This is a genomic window from Bradyrhizobium sp. CIAT3101 (assembly GCF_029714945.1).
Lineage (GTDB): Bacteria > Pseudomonadota > Alphaproteobacteria > Rhizobiales > Xanthobacteraceae > Bradyrhizobium.
Genome location: NZ_CP121634.1, coordinates 3,477,892 through 3,494,391 on the forward strand (window position 1 = coordinate 3,477,892; position 16,500 = coordinate 3,494,391).

Here is a 16,500-nt window from a genome sequence, read left to right on the forward strand (position 1 = left end):
CGACTGCCTTTCGCGAAGAAGCTCGTCGTGCCCGGGCTGGTCCCGGGCATCCACGCTCTTCCTCACCGCGCGGCAGCAAGAACGTGGATGGCCGGGACAAGCCCGGCCATGACGATATCCCGTTTCGTCAGCCGGGGGACATCAGATCAAATACTGCTTCGTGATGATTTCGCCCAGCCTGGAATTGTCCGCGATGAATTCCTGAATGAATTCATGCACGCCGTGCTGGAAAATGTCGTTCATGTTGCTGTGTTCCAGCCGGTTGCGGATGCCGCGGGCGTGGCGTTGCGCCGGACCCTGGCGGCCATAGGCGACGCCGATCTGGTCGAGGTTGCGCGTGAGATTGTCGTAGCAGCTGGCCAGCGAGCGCGGCAGCGTGCCGTTGAGAATGAGCAGGTCCGCGACCAGCCAGGGCTTCAGCGTCTCGCGGTAGACCCAGTGATACGCCGTCAGCGCCGACACCGAACGCAGGATCGAGCTCCACTGATAGAAGTCGAGCGGACCGCCGACGTGCTCCTCCTCGGGCAGCAGCACGTGATACTTGACGTCGAGAATGCGTGCGGTGTTGTCGGCGCGCTCCAGATGCAGGCCGAGGCGCGAGAACCAGTAGGCGTCGTTGCGCAGCATGGTGCGGTATGCCGAGCCGTCGAAGCGCAGCGAGGTCTCCTGCACGAAGCGCAGGAATTTCGCGAGGTCCTCGCGTGTGGAGGTGCCCTTGCTCCAGACCGCCTGCAGCTCGATCCAGGCCGAGTTGATGGTGTCCCACATCTCGCTGGTCAGCGCGGTGCGCACCGAGCGCGAATTCAGCCGCGCGGCCTCGATGCAGTTCCTGATCGAGGACGGGTTGTCGGCCGAGAACGACAGGTAGTCGACGACGTTGTGCTCGTTGGCTTCCTCGTGGGTCTGATAGAAGCTTTCCGCGACGCCGGCGGTGAGCAGGGCGGAGTCCCATTCGTTGGTCTTGCCGATATAGGCGGCGGGAAGCGCGGTGACGCGCAAGGTCGCATCAATGGTGCGCGCGAGATATTCGGCCCGTTCGACATAGCGGGCGAGCCAGTAGAGGTTTTCGGCGGTACGCGACAGCATCTCTCTACTCGTCCAAAATCCAGGTGTCTTTGGTGCCGCCGCCCTGGCTCGAATTCACCACGAGCGAACCTTCCTTCAGCGCAACACGTGTCAGCCCGCCCGGCACGATCGTCGTGCTCTTGCTGCCGGTGAGCACGAAGGGGCGCAGGTCGACATGGCGCGGCGCGAGGCCGCTTGCCGTGCAGGTCGGGCAGGTCGAGAGCGCCAGCGTCGGCTGGGCGATGAAGCCTTCCGGCTCGCGCTTGAGCTTCTCGCGGAAGGCTTCGATCGTTGCTTTCGTCGCCGCGGGGCCGATCAGCATGCCGTAGCCGCCAGAGCCGTGCACTTCCTTGACGACGAGATCGCCGAGATGGTCGAGCACGTAAGCGAGATCCTTCGGCTCGCGGCAGCGCCAGGTCTGCACGTTCTTCAGGATCGGCTCCTCGCCGAGGTAGAATTTCACGATCTCCGGCATGTAGGAGTAGATCGCCTTGTCGTCGGCGATGCCGGTGCCGACCGCATTGGCGAGCGTGATGTTGCCGGCCGCGTAGGCCGACATCAGCCCGGGCACACCGAGCGCGGAGTCGGGACGGAAGGTGAGGGGATCGAGGAAATCGTCGTCGACGCGGCGGTAGATCACATCGACCCGTTTCACGCCCTCGGTCGTCCGCATGAACACTTCGTTGTTCTTGACGATGAGGTCGCGGCCCTCGACCAGCTCGATGCCGAGCTTGTCGGCAAGGAAGGAGTGCTCGTAATAGGCGGAGTTGTAGACGCCGGGCGTGAGCAGAGCGACCGTCGGTTCACCCGAGGCACTGTTCGGTGCGACCGATCGCAGCGCGGAGAGCAGTTCGTCCGGATAGCGCTCGACCGGCGCCACTCTGTGGCGGGCGAACAGATCCGGAAACAGCCGCATCATGATCTCGCGGTTTTCCAGCATGTAGGACACGCCCGACGGCGTGCGCGCATTGTCCTCCAGCACGATGAAGTCGTTGGCATCGACCCTGATGATATCGATGCCGGCGATGTGCACGTAAACGTCGTGCGGCACCTGCTGGCCGTTCATCTCGGGGCGGAAGACCGGGTTCTGGAAGATCAGATCGTCGGGCACGATCTCGGCGCGGAGGATGTCGCGGCCGTGATAGATGTCGCGCAGGAACATGTTCAGCGCCTTGACGCGCTGCTTCAGGCCTTTCTCCAGCAGCGTCCATTCCTTGCCGGACATGATCCGCGGGATCACGTCGAACGGGATCAGGCGCTCGGTGGATTCGGAGTCCCCATAGACCGCAAAGGTGATGCCGATGCGGCGGAACAGGAGCTCGGCCTCCTGGCGGCGATATTCGAGCGCCTCTGGAGGCGTCTCCTTGAGCCAGCGTGCCAGCTCCTGATAGGCGGGACGAAGGTCCCCACCCGGAATATTCATTTCGTCAAACGCGACTGCCATAGATCCCGACTTGTCTCCGCTAGGCGTTGCGCCATTGGACAGGTCGTCAGGCCTTGGTGAAGACCGCAACGTCCTGGCCATGCGGCAAGAGTGCATGACTCTGAGGAGGTAGCAAGGGGCGGGCCAGCGCTATAAGCATTGAGAAGGGGCATTTGCCGGGGATGACCGGTGACCTGCCTGAAAAAATGGCTGAGGACTGCTTATTTCGGCAGCAAAACCGCGTGACTTCAACGCGTTACCTCGGCAAAGTCGGGACCAGAGGTGAGGGACTTAAGGCATGAGCGAGATCGTCACGGCGGGCATTCTGGTCATCGGGGATGAAATCCTGTCCGGCCGGACCAAGGACAAGAATATCGGCTTCATCGCCGAATACCTGACCAATATCGGCATCGACCTGAAGGAAGTCCGGGTCGTCTCCGACGACGAGCCCGACATCATCGCCGCCTTGGATGCACTGCGGCATCGCTACAATTATGTGTTCACCACCGGCGGCATTGGGCCAACCCATGACGACATCACTGCTGATAGCGTCGCCAAGGCGTTCGGCGTCGGCATCGACCATCACCCGGAGGTGGTCGCCCGCTTCAAGGAGCGCTGGAGCGAGCAGGACCTCAACGAGGCCCGCCTGCGCATGGCTCGCATTCCCGACGGCGCCGAGCTGATCCAGAGCGCGACCATCCTCGCCCCCGGATTCAAGATCGGCAATGTCATCGTGATGGCCGGCGTGCCCTCGATCATGCAGGCGATGATGGACATCGTCTCGCCCAAGCTGAAATCCGGCGTTCGCATGCTGTCGGAATCGGTCCGTGCCAATGCGCGGGAAGGCGACATCGGCAGCCCGCTGCGGGCGATCGCCGCCGCTCATCCCGACACCATCATCGGCAGCTATCCCTTCATGGACGAGGAGCAAAAGCCGAACACCAATCTGGTGGTGCGCTCGCGCGATGCGGATAAGCTCGCATCCGCGATGTCGGCGGTGAAGGAAATGCTGGCGGGATTGAACATCACCCGGTAGCAAATGGAGCTGCCGGCAGACGAATGCAGGAGACGATGATGGCTGGTGAAGCACCGGAACTGAGCGCGCAGGAGCGGGCGGGCCGGCCCTTTCCGGTGTCGTGGGACCAGTTCCACCGGGATTGCCGGGCGCTGACCTGGCGGCTCAACGAGGTCGGTCCGTTCCATGCGGTGATCGCGATCACCCGCGGCGGCCTGGTGCCGGCTGCGATCGTGGCGCGCGAGCTCGGCGTGCGCGTGATCGATACGGTCTGCATCGCCAGCTACGATCATGACAAGCAGGGTGAGCTCCAGGTTCTGAAAGGTATCTCGGAACAAGCGATGACGCTCGGCGGCGGCACCGGCAAGGGCCTGTTGATCGTCGATGACCTCGTCGATACCGGCAAGACCGGCAAGCTGGTGCGCGAGATGCTGCCCGATGCGCATTTCGCGACAGTTTACGCCAAGCCAAAGGGGCGTCCGCTGGTCGACACGTTCATCACGGAGGTCTCGCAGGACACCTGGATCTTCTTCCCCTGGGATACTGCGCTCTCCTACCACCCGCCGCTCCGCGACGGTGCTGCGTAGGCACGAAAGGCTGATGGCCATGGCCGGACGCGCGCGGTTGGCACTTTGTGGCTTCATCGTCGCGCTCGCGGCGATGGGCCTGACGGCCGAGGCGCGCAGCCAGGACCGTGCTTCTGTCATCGACGACATCGTGGTCGGCAGCCGCGTGCTCGCCGAGTTCGGTGTGGTTGACGCATTCGGTCATGTCAGCGCGCGTGATCCCGGCCATCCCGATCGCTTCCTGATGTCGCGCTCGCTGGCGCCGGCGCTGGTCACCGCCGACGACGTCATGGAGTTCGATCTCGACGGCAACGCCGTCGATGCCAAGGGCCGCACCGTCTTCCTCGAGCGCTTCATCCACAGCGAGATCTACAGGGCGCGGCCGGACGTGATGGCGGTGGTGCATACGCACTCGCCCGGCGTGATCCCGTTCACGGTCAGCCAGGTGAGCTTGCGGCCCATCTTCCACAACGCGGCCTTCCTCGGCGCGGGGGCGCCGGTCTGGGAGATACGCAAGGAGTTCGGCGAGACCAACATGCTCGTCAGCAACGCGGCGATCGGCAAGTCGCTGGCGCTCGCGCTCGCAGACAAATCGGTGGTGCTGATGCGTGGCCATGGCGATGCGACGGTCGGCCCATCCGTGAAGCTCGCGGTGTTCCGCGCCTATTACACCGACGTCGATGCGCGGCTGCTGTCGCAGGCCCTCGCGCTCGGCGGCGAGGTCAACTATCTGACCCCGACCGAGGCGACGAAGGCCGATGCGGTCAATGTTCAGGTGCTCGATCGCGTCTGGAATCTCTGGAAGATGCGTGTCACAGCGGCGACAAAATAATGCCCCTGCAAAACCGCGTCACGCCGACCGGCGACATCATCGCCACCCCGCATCGTGGGCTGTTCACCGGCAACCGCGGCATCATCCACGATCCCGCGACGAAGACGCTGCTGAAGAAGCGCTGGTCGTCGCCGGCCTGGCTCACCTGCACCTGCGAATTCCGGGGCCGCCGCCGCGAGGTGATGGCGCAGCGGAGCTGGACCGAGCTGTTCTTTCTCGATGAAGCGACCGCGCTCGCTGCCGGGCATCGTCCCTGCTTCTACTGCCGTCGCGACGACGCCAACCGCTTCCGCGCCGCGTGGGAGAAGGGCAACCGCGTGCACGACGTCCGCATGCACGACATCGACACCGTGCTGCACCACGAGCGGCTCGATCACGGCAGGAAGCGGCTGCACGCGCTGCTGGTGCCGCTCGACCAGCTTCCCGAAGGCGCGATGCTGCAGCAGGGGGAGGAGAGCTATCTGGTCACGCGAGGCAGGGCGCTGCTGTGGTCGCCGGAGGGCTATGGCGCGGTCGAGCGTCACCCCGTTGAAGCGACACTGCTGACGCCGCCATCGACGCTGCGCACGATGAACGCGGGCTACCAGCCCGTGCTGCATCCGACCGCACGCGGCTAGCGCAGCGGCTTGCCCTCTTCATCCACCGTCGTGCGCGCATCGCGCAGCGCCCATTCGCGGATCACCTGGCGGCAGCGGGTCAGCTCGGCTTCGCTCGCGGCACTGGCATCCTTCGACGCACGCTCCACCATCGCCTTGCAATTCATGAGCACCGAGCGATCTTCCGCCTGCGCCGGCAGCATGAGCGCTGCCAGCGCGACGGCGGCAAGTGCCGTCCGAACAACCACCATCACCCGAGCTTCTCACGCGCCAGCGCAGCGCCGGCGCCGAGCGCCATCAGCTTGGCTTCGGCGATCTCGCGCCGCATCGGCGCCATGCCGCAATTGGTGGTGGCGATGATGTTGCTCTTGGGCACGAATTTCGACACCGCGTCGATCACCTTGACGACGTCCTCGGCAGTCTCGACCGTATCGCTGGCGACATCGATCACGCCGGCCTGGACGATCTTGGTCTTCAAAAGCGCGAGCAGATCGAGCGGCACCTTGGAATTGCGGCACTCGATCGCGACCTGCTGGATCGGGCTCGCATCGATCGCCGGAAAAATCTGCTCGTACTGCCGCCACTGCGCGCCGAGCGTCTCCTTCCAGTCGGTATTGGCCTTGATGCCGTAGCCGTAGCAGATGTGGACGGCGGTGGCGCAGGTGAGGCCTTGCGCGGCGCGCTCCAGCGCCTTGATGCCCCAGTCGTTGACCTCGTCCATGTAGACGTTGAAGGCGGGCTCGTCGAACTGCACGAGATCGACGCCGTCGGCCTGCAGCGCCTTGGCTTCTTCGTTCAAGAGCTCGGCGAAGGCAAAGGCCATCTTGACGCGGTCGCCATAGTAACTGTCGGAGATGGTGTCGATAATGGTCATCGGGCCGGGCAGGGTGAACTTGAGCTTCTTCTTCGTATGCGTGCGCGCGACGCGGGCCTCGAAGTCGTGGACGCGCCCCTTCAGCCGCAGCGGCGCGACGACCTGCGGCACCATTGCCTTGTAGCGATCTTTCCGGATGCCCATCTCAACCTTGTGGGCGAAATCGATGCCCTCGATCTTCTCGAGGAAACCGTGCACGAAATGCTGCCGGGCCTGCTCGCCCTCGGTGACGATGTCGATGCCGGCGTCCTCCTGGATCTTCAGCCAGATCAGCGTGGCGTCGCGCTTGGCGCGGAGCAGCTCGTCGCCTTGCGACTTCCAGGGCGCCCAGAGCATGTTGGGTTCAGCGAGCCATTCCGGCTTCGGCAAGGAGCCGGCGATCGTCGTTGGAAACAGCATGGGTCCCTCCCGGCGGGTTGTGATTGCGCCTCTGTCTGCCATGTCTTAACGTCGAGGTACAGAACAACAAAAGTCGCCCTCCATTCCATCGGCGACGACAGGGAAGGTGATGATCGACCTCCACTACGCGCCGACGCCGAACGGCTGGAAAATCTCGATCATGCTGGAGGAACTCGGGCTTCCCTATACCGTGAAGCCCGTCAACATCCGCGCCGGCGAGCAGTTCAGTCCCGACTTTCTGGCGATCTCGCCCAACAACCGCATTCCCGCGATTGTCGATCATGATCCCGCCGATGGCGGTGGGCCGTTCTCGGTTTTCGAGACCGGTGCCATCCTGATCTATCTGGCGGAGAAGACCGGCCGCTTTCTCCCCGGTGATCTCCGCGGCCGCTCCGCCACCATCCAATGGGTGATGTGGCAGATGGCGGGGCTCGGGCCGATGCTCGGTCAGCACGGCCATTTTGCGCTCTATGCGGCGGAGAAGATTCCCTATGCGATCGAGCGCTACCGCGACGAGGCTGCGCGGCTCTATGGCGTGCTCGATCGCCAACTCGCCACGACCGGCGCCTATGTCGCCGGCGACTATTCGATCGCCGACATCGCCTGCTTCCCCTGGACCATGACCCACAAGGCGCAGGGCTTTACGCTCGACGACTATCCGAACGTGAAGCGCTGGTACGCCGAGGTGAGAGCCAGGCCGCAGGTGCAGGCCGGGCTCGCGATCGGAAAATTCGTGAAAGAGCCGTTCGACGAGGAATCACGCAAGATCATGTTCGGCCAGCGGGCTAAGGAAGTGTTGGGAAAGAGGTAGTGCTCCTCATGGTGAGGAGCGCCGCAGGCGCGTCTCGAACCATGAAGGCCCGGTTGTCACCCGCGGCCATCCTTCGAGACGGCCGCTATGCGGCCTCCTCAGGATGAGGTCCGTCAGTAAAGGAAACACCATGATCGAGTTCTTCTTCGACTGTTCCAGCCCCTGGACCTATCTCGCCTTCCACAACATCCAGCCGCTCGCGAGCGAGCTCGGCGCCGAGATCATCTGGCGGCCGATCCTGGTTGGCGGCATCTTCAACACCGTCAACCCGAGCGTCTACGCGCAGCGGGAGACGCCGGTGCCGTTGAAGGCGCGTTACATGAAGAAGGACCTCGCCGACTGGGCGCGCTCGGCTGGCCTTGCGATCAAGATGCCGCCGACGGTGTTTCCGGTGAACAGCGTCAAGGCGATGCGCGGCTGCATCTGGTTGGGCAAGGACATGGTGCCGTTCGCCACGAGCGTGTTCGAGGCCTATTGGGGCGCTGACAAGGACATTTCGCAGGACGCGGTGCTGGCCGAGATCTGCAAGAAAGCCGGCATCGACGAGCAAAAGTTCTTCGCGGGCATCTCGGAGCAGGCGATCAAGGACCAGCTCAAAGCCAACACGGAGGAGGTCGTCGCCCGCGGCGGCTTCGGCTCGCCGACGATCTTCGTCAACAAGACCGACATGTATTTCGGCAATGACCGCCTGCCGCTGATCCGCGAGGCGCTTAAGCGCAGCAAGGCGAGCGCGGCCTGATGGTACGGGCTGTTGTTTGCCGCGCGCTCGGTGCGCCCGAGCGCTTGCTGCTGGAAGAGTTTCCCTCGCGCGCCCTGAAGCCGGGCGAGGTCCGTGTCGCGATCCGCGCCGCTGGCCTGAATTTCCCTGATGTGCTGATGGCCGCCGGCGAATACCAGCTCAAGCCCGAGTTGCCGTTCACGCCCGGTATGGAAGCCGCCGGCGATGTGACTGAAGTCGGCGCGGAGGCGAAGGGCGTCGCTATCGGCGACAAGGTCATCGTCAAGATGCGTCACGGCGCCTTCACGGATGAAGCCGTGGTGACGCCGGCGCAGCTCACGCCGATGCCGTCGACGTTCGACTATGCGGAAGGTGCGACCTATCTCGCCGGTCACGGCACGGCCTATCACGCGCTGATCGATCGCGGCCGGGTCGAGCCCGGCGAGGTATTGCTGGTGCACGGCGCCGGCGGCGGCGTCGGCCTTGCGGCTGTCGAGATCGGCAAGATGCTGGGCGCGACCGTGATCGCGACGGCGTCCAGCGACGAGAAGCTGGCCATTGCCAAATCGCGCGGTGCTGATCATCTCGTGCGCTACGACCGCGAACCGTTTCGTGATGCCGTCAAGCGCATCACCGATGGCCGCGGCGCCGACGTGGTGTTCGATCCTGTCGGCGGCGACGTGTTCGAGAACTCGATGCGCTGCATCGCCTGGGGCGCGCGGCTGCTGGTGATCGGTTTCACCGGAGGCATCGGCTCGGCCAAGACCAATTTGCTGCTGATCAAGGGCGCCAGCGTGTTAGGGGTGCGTGCGGGCGAGGCGGTGCGGAAAAATCCGGCGCTTGGCGAAGTGCGCCTGAAGGCGCTGCTGCAATGGGCGGAGGAGGGCAAGCTGCGCCCGAACATTTCGCATCGCCTGCCGTTGGAGGATTACGCCAAGGCGATGCGGTTGCTGCTCGACCGCAAGGCGATCGGGCGCGTGGCGCTGGTGATGGATTGACGGTGCCGCTATGTTCGTAGGGCGGATTAGCGAAGCGTAATCCGCCGTTTGATTGCCGCGAGAGAAGTGGCGGGTTACGCCTTCGGCTAACCCGCCCTACGAAGCTACTTGTATTCCCGCTCCGTCCACCAAGGGAAATAGTCCGGCATATCGCTCGACACCTTGTTCTTGAACTGCGCCGGCCGCTTCTCCAGGAACGACACCACGCCTTCCTTCACATCCTCGGAGCGGCCACGGGCGTAGATGCCGCGGCTGTCGACCTTGTGGGCTTCCATCGGATCGTCCGCGCCCATCATGCGCCACATCATCTGCCGGATCAGCGCCACCGACACCGGCGCGGTCTTGGCCGCGAATTCCTTGGCGAGCGCGCGGGCGGTCGGCAACAGATCATCCGGCGCCACGACCTTACTGACGAGGCGACCGGCGAGCGCTTCCTGGGCCGGGAAGACGCGGCCCGAATAGCACCATTCCAGCGCCTGCGAGATGCCGACGATGCGCGGCAGGAACCAGCTCGAGGCCGCCTCCGGCACGATGCCGCGCTGGGAGAACACGAAGCCGAAGCGCGCTGCGTCCGAGGCGATGCGGATGTCCATGGCGAGCTGCATGGTGACGCCGATGCCGACGGCTGGCCCGTTCACCGCGGCGATCACCGGCTTCAGGCACTTGAAGATGCGCAAGGTGACCTGGCCGCCGCCATCCCGCACCTGCGGATCGCTGTAATCGACCTTGCCGTCGGCAAAGCGCTTCACCGGCCCGCGCCGCGCGTCGCGATCAAAGGTATCCGCGCCCGACGAGAGGTCCGCGCCCGCGCAAAATCCGCGGCCGGCGCCGGTGACGATGATGGCGCGGACATTGTCGTCCTTGTCGGCGGCATCGAACGCGTCGATCAACTCGGCCTGCATCTGCGCGTTGAAGGCGTTGAGCTTGTCGGGCCGGTTCAGCGTGATGGTGAGGATCTGCTCGGCGACCTCGTATTTGATCGTCTCATACGCCATGTGGTTTCCTTCCTTAGCTTAAATGCGGTCTCGATGAGACGAGACGCACGGTCGCCACTGTCCGTCTTGCGCGGACTGGGCATCTGATGATGCAGTACAAGAACGTGGATGGCCGGGACAAGCCCGGCCATGACGGAGAAAGCTACCTCGCCGGCGGCTTCGGCCAGGGCTGCTGCGCCCCGCGCAGGCCCTCGAAGGCCTTGGCCATGCCGAGTACGCCGATATCGTCGAAGCGGCGGCCGACGATCTGCACGCCGATGGGAAAACCGTTGGCGTCGAAGCCGCCATTGATGGAGACGGCCGGGTTCTCCGACATATTCCACGGTACGGTATAGCAGATGTGCTCGAACGGCCGCATCGGATCGTTGGTGGGCGAGGCCCATTCCGCCGCATAGTTCACGTTCGGCGCGGTCGGCGAGATCACATAGTCGAGCTCGCAGAACAGTTTTGAGGCCGCAGCGCGGATCGCCATGGTCTGGTTGAAGCCACGGATGACGTCGACGCCCGACAGCTTCGCGCCGGACGCGCCCCATTTGAAGATATAGGGCAGCACCTTTGCCTGTTCGGCCGGCGTCAACTTCGACAGATCGTCCCACATCCGCGCGCGCCAGAAATTGTCGAGACCATCGAGCATCTCGCGCGTGAGGATGCCGTCGACCTCGGTGACGACGCTGCCAGCGGATTCGAACGCCTTTGCGGCTTTCACCGCGACGTCGCGGACCGGCTTTTCCGCCGGCAGGCCGACGCCGGCATCGAGCATCAGGCCGATCCGCAATTTGCGCGGAGATTTTTCCAGCCCTTTCCAGTTCAGCGGCTCTGCCGGCAGGCTCATGCCGTCGCGCCGGTCGGGCTTGGCGATCACGCTCATCATCAGCGCGCAATCGTCGACCGTGCGGGTCATGGGGCCGGCGACGCGGCCCACATAAGTGGGATCGATCGGCACGCGGCCAAAGCTGGGCTTCAGGCCGACGAGACCGCACCAGCCCGCGGGCAGGCGCACCGAGCCGCCGATATCGGTGCCGAGATGCAGCGGCCCATAGCCGGCCGCCGCAGCAGCGCCTGCACCCGCGCTGGAGCCGCCGGGGTTTTTTGAGAGATCCCAGGGATTGCGCGCGAGCGCATGGAACGAGGAGAGCCCCGATGACAGCATGCCGTAATCGGGCATGGTGGTCTTGGCGAAGATGATCGCACCAGCCTCACGCAGACGCGCGGCAGGCGGGGCGTCCTTCTCGGCCGGCACGAGCTTGACGCTCGCAGCCCCCAGCGGCACCGGCACGCCCTTGGTCGCAATATTGTCCTTCACCGTGACAGGCACGCCGTCGAGCGGGCCTGACGGTTCGCCGCCTGACCAGCGCGCGGTCGAGGCGGCTGCGGCCTCCCGCGCGCTGTCGGGATCGAACGCATAGAGCGCCTTCAGGTGCGGCTCCCACGCAGCGACATGCGCAAGCACGTCCTCCAGCACCTCGCTCGGCGAGAACTGCTTGGCCCGATAGCCCGCGATCAGATCGACGGCGGACAGATCGTGCAGCGAGGTGACCGCCTCTTCGACGCTCTTTTTCTGCATTGTTAAGCGACCGGCATGCGCGTTTCGATGATCCGGGCGAACATGCTGGCGCCGATCGGCAGGATCTTGTCGTCGAGTACGAAGCCGGGATTGTGCACGGGCACCGAGCCGTCATGACCGACCCAGAAATAGGCGCCGGGAATGGTCTCCAGCATGTCGGCGAAATCCTCGCTGCCCATCTTCGGCTGGCTGCGGGTGATCACCTTGGCGGGATCGATGATGGTGCGGGCGACGTCCTCGACCACCTTGGACTGCTCGACCTGGTTGACCAGCACGTTGAAGGTGTCGCGGATGTCGACGTCGATCACGCACTGATAGGCGCTCGCGATGCCGGCGCAGATCGTGCGGATGCGTTCGCTGACCAGGGTGCGGACTTCCTTGGAGAAGGTGCGGATGGTGCCGCAAAGATGCGCGTCGCCGGGAATGACGTTGTAGGCGGAGCCCGCGTGGATCTGGGTGATCGAGACGACAGCAGCCTGCAGCGGCTCGACGTTGCGGCTGACGATGGTCTGGATCGCCTGTGCCAGCGTGGTCGCGATGATCACCGCGTCCTTGGAGCGCTCGGGCATCGCGCCATGCGCGCCGTAGCCGGTGATGCGGAGATCGAAGAAGTCGGCGCTGGCCATCGCCGGACCGGGCAGGATCGCGATCTCGCCGAGATTGAGGTCGGGCGCGTTGTGCAGGCCGTAGAGCTCGTCGCAGGGAAATTTCTCGAACAGGCCGTCCTTGATCATCGCGCGGGCGCCGCCGAGGCCTTCCTCGGCCGGCTGGAAGATCAGGTGCACGGTGCCGTCGAAATTCCGGGTCTCGGCGAGATAGCGCGCGGTGCCGAGCAGCATGGTGGTGTGGCCGTCGTGGCCGCAGCCGTGGAAGCGGCCGGGGATTTTCGAGCTCCATTTCAGATTGGTGTTCTCTTCCATCGGCAGCGCGTCCATGTCGGCGCGGAGGCCGATGCGCTTGCCGCCCGAGCCCTTGCCCTTGATGACGCCGATCACGCCGGTACCGCCGAGGCCGCGATGCACCTCGATGCCCCAGCTCTTCAGCTTGTCGGCGACGATGCCGGAGGTGCGGACCTCCTCGAAGCCGATCTCGGGGTGGGCGTGGATGTCGCGGCGGATGGCGGTGAGTTCGTCGGCGTAGCCGTCGATGCGGTCAATGGTGGGCATGTGTCCTGTCCGGTTGGCGTGACTTGATTAGCGAGATTTGGGCGCGAAAGCGGGGCCGTTCGGCTTGATGCGGATCCCCGGCCGCAGGCGCGTCCAGGGCAGGGTGGCGGTGTCGGCCGGCATCGCGCCGGGCGCCGCGCAGATCATCAGCTTTTCCGCGATCGGCTCGAAATCGGCACGGAAATGCACCGAGCTCTTGTTGACCAGAATCTTCTCTGTCGTCGGCTCGATGCCGACATAGCGGTACATCGCCTGATCGGCGAGCTGCGCCTTGTGCGAGGAGACGACGACGCGGACATCGCCGATACGCAAGGCCGCGGACGGGCCCATCTCCATCTCGCGGCCGCCATAATAAGGGCCGGGCGCGATGAAGCGGCCGTCGGAGAGCTTTTCGACGACGAAGGTCTCGGTATAGGGCTCGTCGCCGGGAATGCCGGACTTGCCGCCGAGCGAGAGCGTCACGGTGGCGCCGACGCCGGCTGCATGCGCGGCCTTGGCGGAGACCGGATCGTAGATAGCGCCGGTCGCGGCGCTCGCCTTGTTGCGCACCAGCGCGCGCAGCATGCCGGTAGTGTCGGAATCGCCGCCGGCACCGGGATTGTCCTGGGTATCGGCGATGATGATCGGCTTGCTGGCGTTCTTCGAGAGTTCCATGGCGTGGCGGACGCCGTCATCGGGCGACCAGATCTTGCCGTCGAAATCGTCCTCGTGGCTTTCGATCAGTCTGACGATCGCATCTGCCGCGCGGTCGGCATCTGCTTGCGTCCTGCCGTAGGCGAACACGCTCGGCCCGCAATCGCGGAAATCAGCGGCTGGAAAACCCGGCGCGAAGGAGAGCGTGGGAACCGCATCGTTCTCCAGCGCTGCGAGCTTCTCGTAGATGCCTTTGGTCGGAAAGTCGTTGGTGCATTGCCAGCTGATCGCGATCAGGAACGGCAACTGCCGGAACGATTTTGCGAAGCGCTGCTTTGTCTTCAGAAGCAGAGCAAGGTGCTTGGCCGAGGCACGGCCGGTCTCGGCCATGTCGACGTGGGGATAGGTGCGGTAGGCGATCAGCGCGTCCGCATGTTCCATCATTTCGGGCGTGACGTTGGCGTGAAGGTCGAGGCTCGCGACCAGCGGGACATCCTTGCCGATGACGCGACGGACGCGCGCCAGAATCTCGCCTTCACCGTCGTCGAGATGTTCGGTGACCATCGCGCCGTGCAAATCGAGATAGACGGCGTCGAGCGGGCCGGCGGCTGCGATGCCGTCCACCATGACCTTCACGATGCGCTCGAACGCGTCCTTGGTGACGTGCGCGGACGGGCTCGCGCCGCAGGCAATCGTCGGAACGAGTTCCCAGCCGTTGGCCTCGGCGCTGTCGACGAAACCGGCGAGCCCGACATTGATGCGCCGCATCACCTTCAGCACGTCGGGACCTGTGGTCATCGCCGGCCAGCCGCCGCCATGTTGGAAGTCCGCGAACGTTGCCTTCGTCGGGGCGAAGGTGTTGGTCTCGTGCAGGAAGCCGCCGACGGCGATGCGTGTCATCAATGCAAGTCCAGCGTTAAAAGTTGCGCGAAATTAGCCATGGCGCTGCGGCGAGGGCAAGGTGGGAAGCAGTCGCGCCACGCATGGCCTCAGGCTGTTTTGGGAATGCTGCGGATGCGGTGGAGCGCAGCAGCCTGCAACACCCTCGGTGTCGTCCTGGCGAAAGCCAGGACCCATACCGCGAGGTCCATCCGCTGCGCACGGTGTGAGTCCCGGACGACGAGTCTTCGCCAAACGTCTCCCTGGGGTAATGGGTCCTGGCTTTCGCCAGGACGACATCAAGCCGTGGCCCCCACACCCTCCGACACCGGTCGGAAATTCGCAAAGTCCCAGTTGCGTCCTGGTGCCGCATCCAGAAGGGCCTTGGTATAGGCCTCCTGCGGATGCGTCAGCACCTCGGCGGCCGGGCCCTGTTCGACGACGCGGCCGTGCTGCATCACCACGACCTCGTCGCAGATTTGGGCTGCGACGCGCAGATCATGGGTGATGAACAGGATGGCGATGCCGAGCCGCTTCTGGATCTCGTCGAGCAGTTCCAGCACCTGCGCCTGCACGGAGACGTCGAGCGCGGAGACCGCTTCGTCCGCGACCAGCACGTCAGGATCGAGCGCGAGCGCGCGGGCAATGGCGATGCGCTGGCGCTGGCCTCCGGAGAATTGGTGCGGATAGCGCGACACCGCATCGGCCGGCAGGCCGACGAGTTCGAGCAGCTCGCGCGCGCGCTTCATCGCAGCGGCATGCGAGGTGCCGTAGTTGATCGGGCCTTCCGCGATGCTCTCGCCGACGGTGATGCGCGGGTTGAGCGAACGGTAGGGATCCTGGAACACGATCTGGATCTTCTGCCGGTGCGGCTGCAGCAGGCGTCGCGAGATGTCGGAGATCTCGCGGCCGGCCAGCCGTACGCCGCCGGAGGTCGGATCGATCAGGCGGACGATGCAGCGCGCCACGGTCGACTTGCCCGAGCCGCTTTCACCGACGATGCCGAGCGTGCGGCCCTTGCGCAGCGTCAGCGTCACCTTGTCGGCGGCGACGACCTCGCGGCCTTTCCCGAAGAACGCGCGCTCCTTGTAGATCTTGCTGAGATCGTTGGCCTCGAGCACCACCGGTTCCTTGCTCTCCTCGCGCGGCGGCCGCGGCACCAGGCTCGGCACCGAAGCGAGCAAATTGCGGGTGTATTCCATCGTGGGATTGCGCAGCACGGTTTCGAGCGGGCCGGTCTCGACCAGGCGACCCTGCCGCATCACCGCGACGCGGTCCGCGATCTCGGCGACCACGCCCATGTCGTGGGTGATGAACAGCACGGCGGTGCCATGATCGCGCTGGAGCTCGCGGATCAGGGACAGGATCTGCTTCTGCGTGGTGACGTCGAGCGCGGTGGTCGGCTCATCCGCAATCAGCAGCTTCGGCTCCAGCACCAGCGCCATCGCGATCATGATGCGCTGGCGCTGGCCGCCGGAGAGCCGATGCGGGTAGGAGGCGAAGATGCGCTCGACCTGAGGCAGGTGGACCTGCTCCATCATGTCGAGGATGCGCTTCTTCCGTGCCTTCGCGTCGAGCTTGGTGTGGGCGCGCAAGACTTCATCGATCTGTCGGCCGACCGGCACGACCGGATTGAGCGCGGTCATCGGCTCCTGGAAGATCATCGCCATCTTCGTCGCGCGCAGCTGGCGCAGGCGGCGATCAGTCGCCGTTAGGATCTCCTCGCCGACGAGTTTTACGCTGCCACTGGTCGGAACCAATGTGCCCTTCGGCAGCAGGCCCATCGTGGTCAGCGAGGTCACCGACTTGCCCGAGCCGCTTTCGCCGACCAGGCACAGCGTCTCGCCCTGGTGGACCTGGATCGAGATGCCGTCGATGATTTTCGCACCGCCCGGCTTCTTGCCGACGGAGACGACGAGGTTGTTGATGTCGAGAACGATGTCTTTGGTCATCACTTGATCGGTCA

Annotated in this window: 16 protein-coding genes; 7 read left to right on the forward strand and 9 right to left on the reverse strand. The window is 64.7% G+C overall.

The genetic code is table 11. The features are described 5' to 3' along the window. Positions 1–141: 141 nt before the first annotated feature. Positions 142–1,086, reverse strand: a complete 945-nt coding sequence (locus QA645_RS16265; RefSeq protein ID WP_234679117.1) for an alpha-E domain-containing protein — start codon at positions 1,084–1,086, stop codon at positions 142–144. 4 nt (positions 1,087–1,090) lie between these two features. Further along, the gene (locus tag QA645_RS16270; protein ID WP_283051478.1) at positions 1,091–2,509 is read right to left on the reverse strand and encodes a circularly permuted type 2 ATP-grasp protein; all 1,419 of its coding nucleotides are present in this window, start codon (positions 2,507–2,509) and stop codon (positions 1,091–1,093) included. A 277-nt stretch (positions 2,510–2,786) separates the two neighbouring features. Between QA645_RS16270 and QA645_RS16275 the strand changes: the two genes are divergently transcribed. The 4 genes from QA645_RS16275 (at position 2,787) to QA645_RS16290 (ending at position 5,518) form a co-directional block, all read left to right on the forward strand. Continuing rightward, positions 2,787–3,524: a molybdopterin-binding protein gene (locus tag QA645_RS16275; RefSeq protein WP_254132399.1), complete on the forward strand. Its 738-nt coding sequence runs from the start codon at positions 2,787–2,789 to the stop codon at positions 3,522–3,524. Positions 3,525–3,562: 38 nt separating this feature from the next. Next, complete coding sequence (gpt, locus tag QA645_RS16280; RefSeq protein WP_283051479.1) at positions 3,563–4,090, forward strand: xanthine phosphoribosyltransferase; 528 nt, start codon at positions 3,563–3,565, stop codon at positions 4,088–4,090. 145 nt (positions 4,091–4,235) lie between these two features. After that, a complete protein-coding gene (locus tag QA645_RS16285; protein ID WP_283053218.1) occupies positions 4,236–4,901 on the forward strand; it encodes a class II aldolase/adducin family protein in 666 nt (221 codons plus the stop codon). Further along, positions 4,901–5,518 carry a hypothetical protein gene (locus tag QA645_RS16290; RefSeq protein WP_283051480.1) on the forward strand — a complete coding sequence of 206 codons (618 nt, stop codon included), beginning with the start codon at positions 4,901–4,903 and terminating at the stop codon, positions 5,516–5,518. The genes QA645_RS16285 and QA645_RS16290 overlap by 1 nt, the downstream gene beginning before the upstream one ends. On the opposite strand, the gene QA645_RS16295 is transcribed toward QA645_RS16290, so the two are convergent. Together QA645_RS16295 and QA645_RS16300 are read right to left on the reverse strand one after the other, a co-directional pair. Beyond that, a complete protein-coding gene (locus QA645_RS16295; RefSeq protein WP_283051481.1) occupies positions 5,515–5,748 on the reverse strand; it encodes a hypothetical protein in 234 nt (77 codons plus the stop codon). The genes QA645_RS16290 and QA645_RS16295 overlap by 4 nt on opposite strands. Then, entirely contained in the window at positions 5,748–6,770 is a 1,023-nt protein-coding gene (locus QA645_RS16300; RefSeq protein WP_283051482.1) for a methionine synthase, read from the reverse strand. The genes QA645_RS16295 and QA645_RS16300 overlap by 1 nt, the downstream gene beginning before the upstream one ends. Before the next feature lie 109 nt (positions 6,771–6,879). On the opposite strand from QA645_RS16300, the gene QA645_RS16305 reads away from it, so the two are divergent. From QA645_RS16305 to QA645_RS16315, 3 genes are all read left to right on the forward strand, one after another. Continuing rightward, a complete protein-coding gene (locus tag QA645_RS16305; RefSeq protein ID WP_283051483.1) occupies positions 6,880–7,581 on the forward strand; it encodes a glutathione S-transferase N-terminal domain-containing protein in 702 nt (233 codons plus the stop codon). A 130-nt stretch (positions 7,582–7,711) separates the two neighbouring features. Then, on the forward strand, positions 7,712–8,320 hold the full coding sequence (locus QA645_RS16310) for a 2-hydroxychromene-2-carboxylate isomerase (protein ID WP_283051484.1): 609 nt from the start codon (positions 7,712–7,714) through the stop codon (positions 8,318–8,320). After that, positions 8,320–9,297 carry an NADPH:quinone oxidoreductase family protein gene (locus tag QA645_RS16315; RefSeq protein ID WP_283051485.1) on the forward strand — a complete coding sequence of 326 codons (978 nt, stop codon included), beginning with the start codon at positions 8,320–8,322 and terminating at the stop codon, positions 9,295–9,297. The genes QA645_RS16310 and QA645_RS16315 overlap by 1 nt, the downstream gene beginning before the upstream one ends. Before the next feature lie 104 nt (positions 9,298–9,401). On the opposite strand, the gene QA645_RS16320 is transcribed toward QA645_RS16315, so the two are convergent. The 5 genes from QA645_RS16320 to QA645_RS16340 form a co-directional block, all read right to left on the reverse strand. Next, positions 9,402–10,292 carry a crotonase/enoyl-CoA hydratase family protein gene (locus QA645_RS16320; protein WP_194482029.1) on the reverse strand — a complete coding sequence of 297 codons (891 nt, stop codon included), beginning with the start codon at positions 10,290–10,292 and terminating at the stop codon, positions 9,402–9,404. Positions 10,293–10,434: 142 nt separating this feature from the next. Next, positions 10,435–11,856, reverse strand: coding sequence for an amidase (locus QA645_RS16325; RefSeq protein ID WP_283051486.1), 1,422 nt, complete (start codon positions 11,854–11,856; stop codon positions 10,435–10,437). Positions 11,857–11,858: 2 nt separating this feature from the next. Further along, a complete protein-coding gene (locus QA645_RS16330) occupies positions 11,859–13,022 on the reverse strand; it encodes a M20 aminoacylase family protein (protein ID WP_254132389.1) in 1,164 nt (387 codons plus the stop codon). 27 nt (positions 13,023–13,049) lie between these two features. Further along, positions 13,050–14,555 carry a M81 family metallopeptidase gene (locus QA645_RS16335; protein ID WP_283051487.1) on the reverse strand — a complete coding sequence of 502 codons (1,506 nt, stop codon included), beginning with the start codon at positions 14,553–14,555 and terminating at the stop codon, positions 13,050–13,052. Between the two features lie 278 nt (positions 14,556–14,833). Beyond that, positions 14,834–16,486 (reverse strand): ABC transporter ATP-binding protein, encoded by a 1,653-nt coding sequence (locus QA645_RS16340; protein ID WP_283053220.1) that lies wholly within the window; start codon positions 16,484–16,486, stop codon positions 14,834–14,836. Between the last annotated feature and the right edge of the window lie 14 nt (positions 16,487–16,500).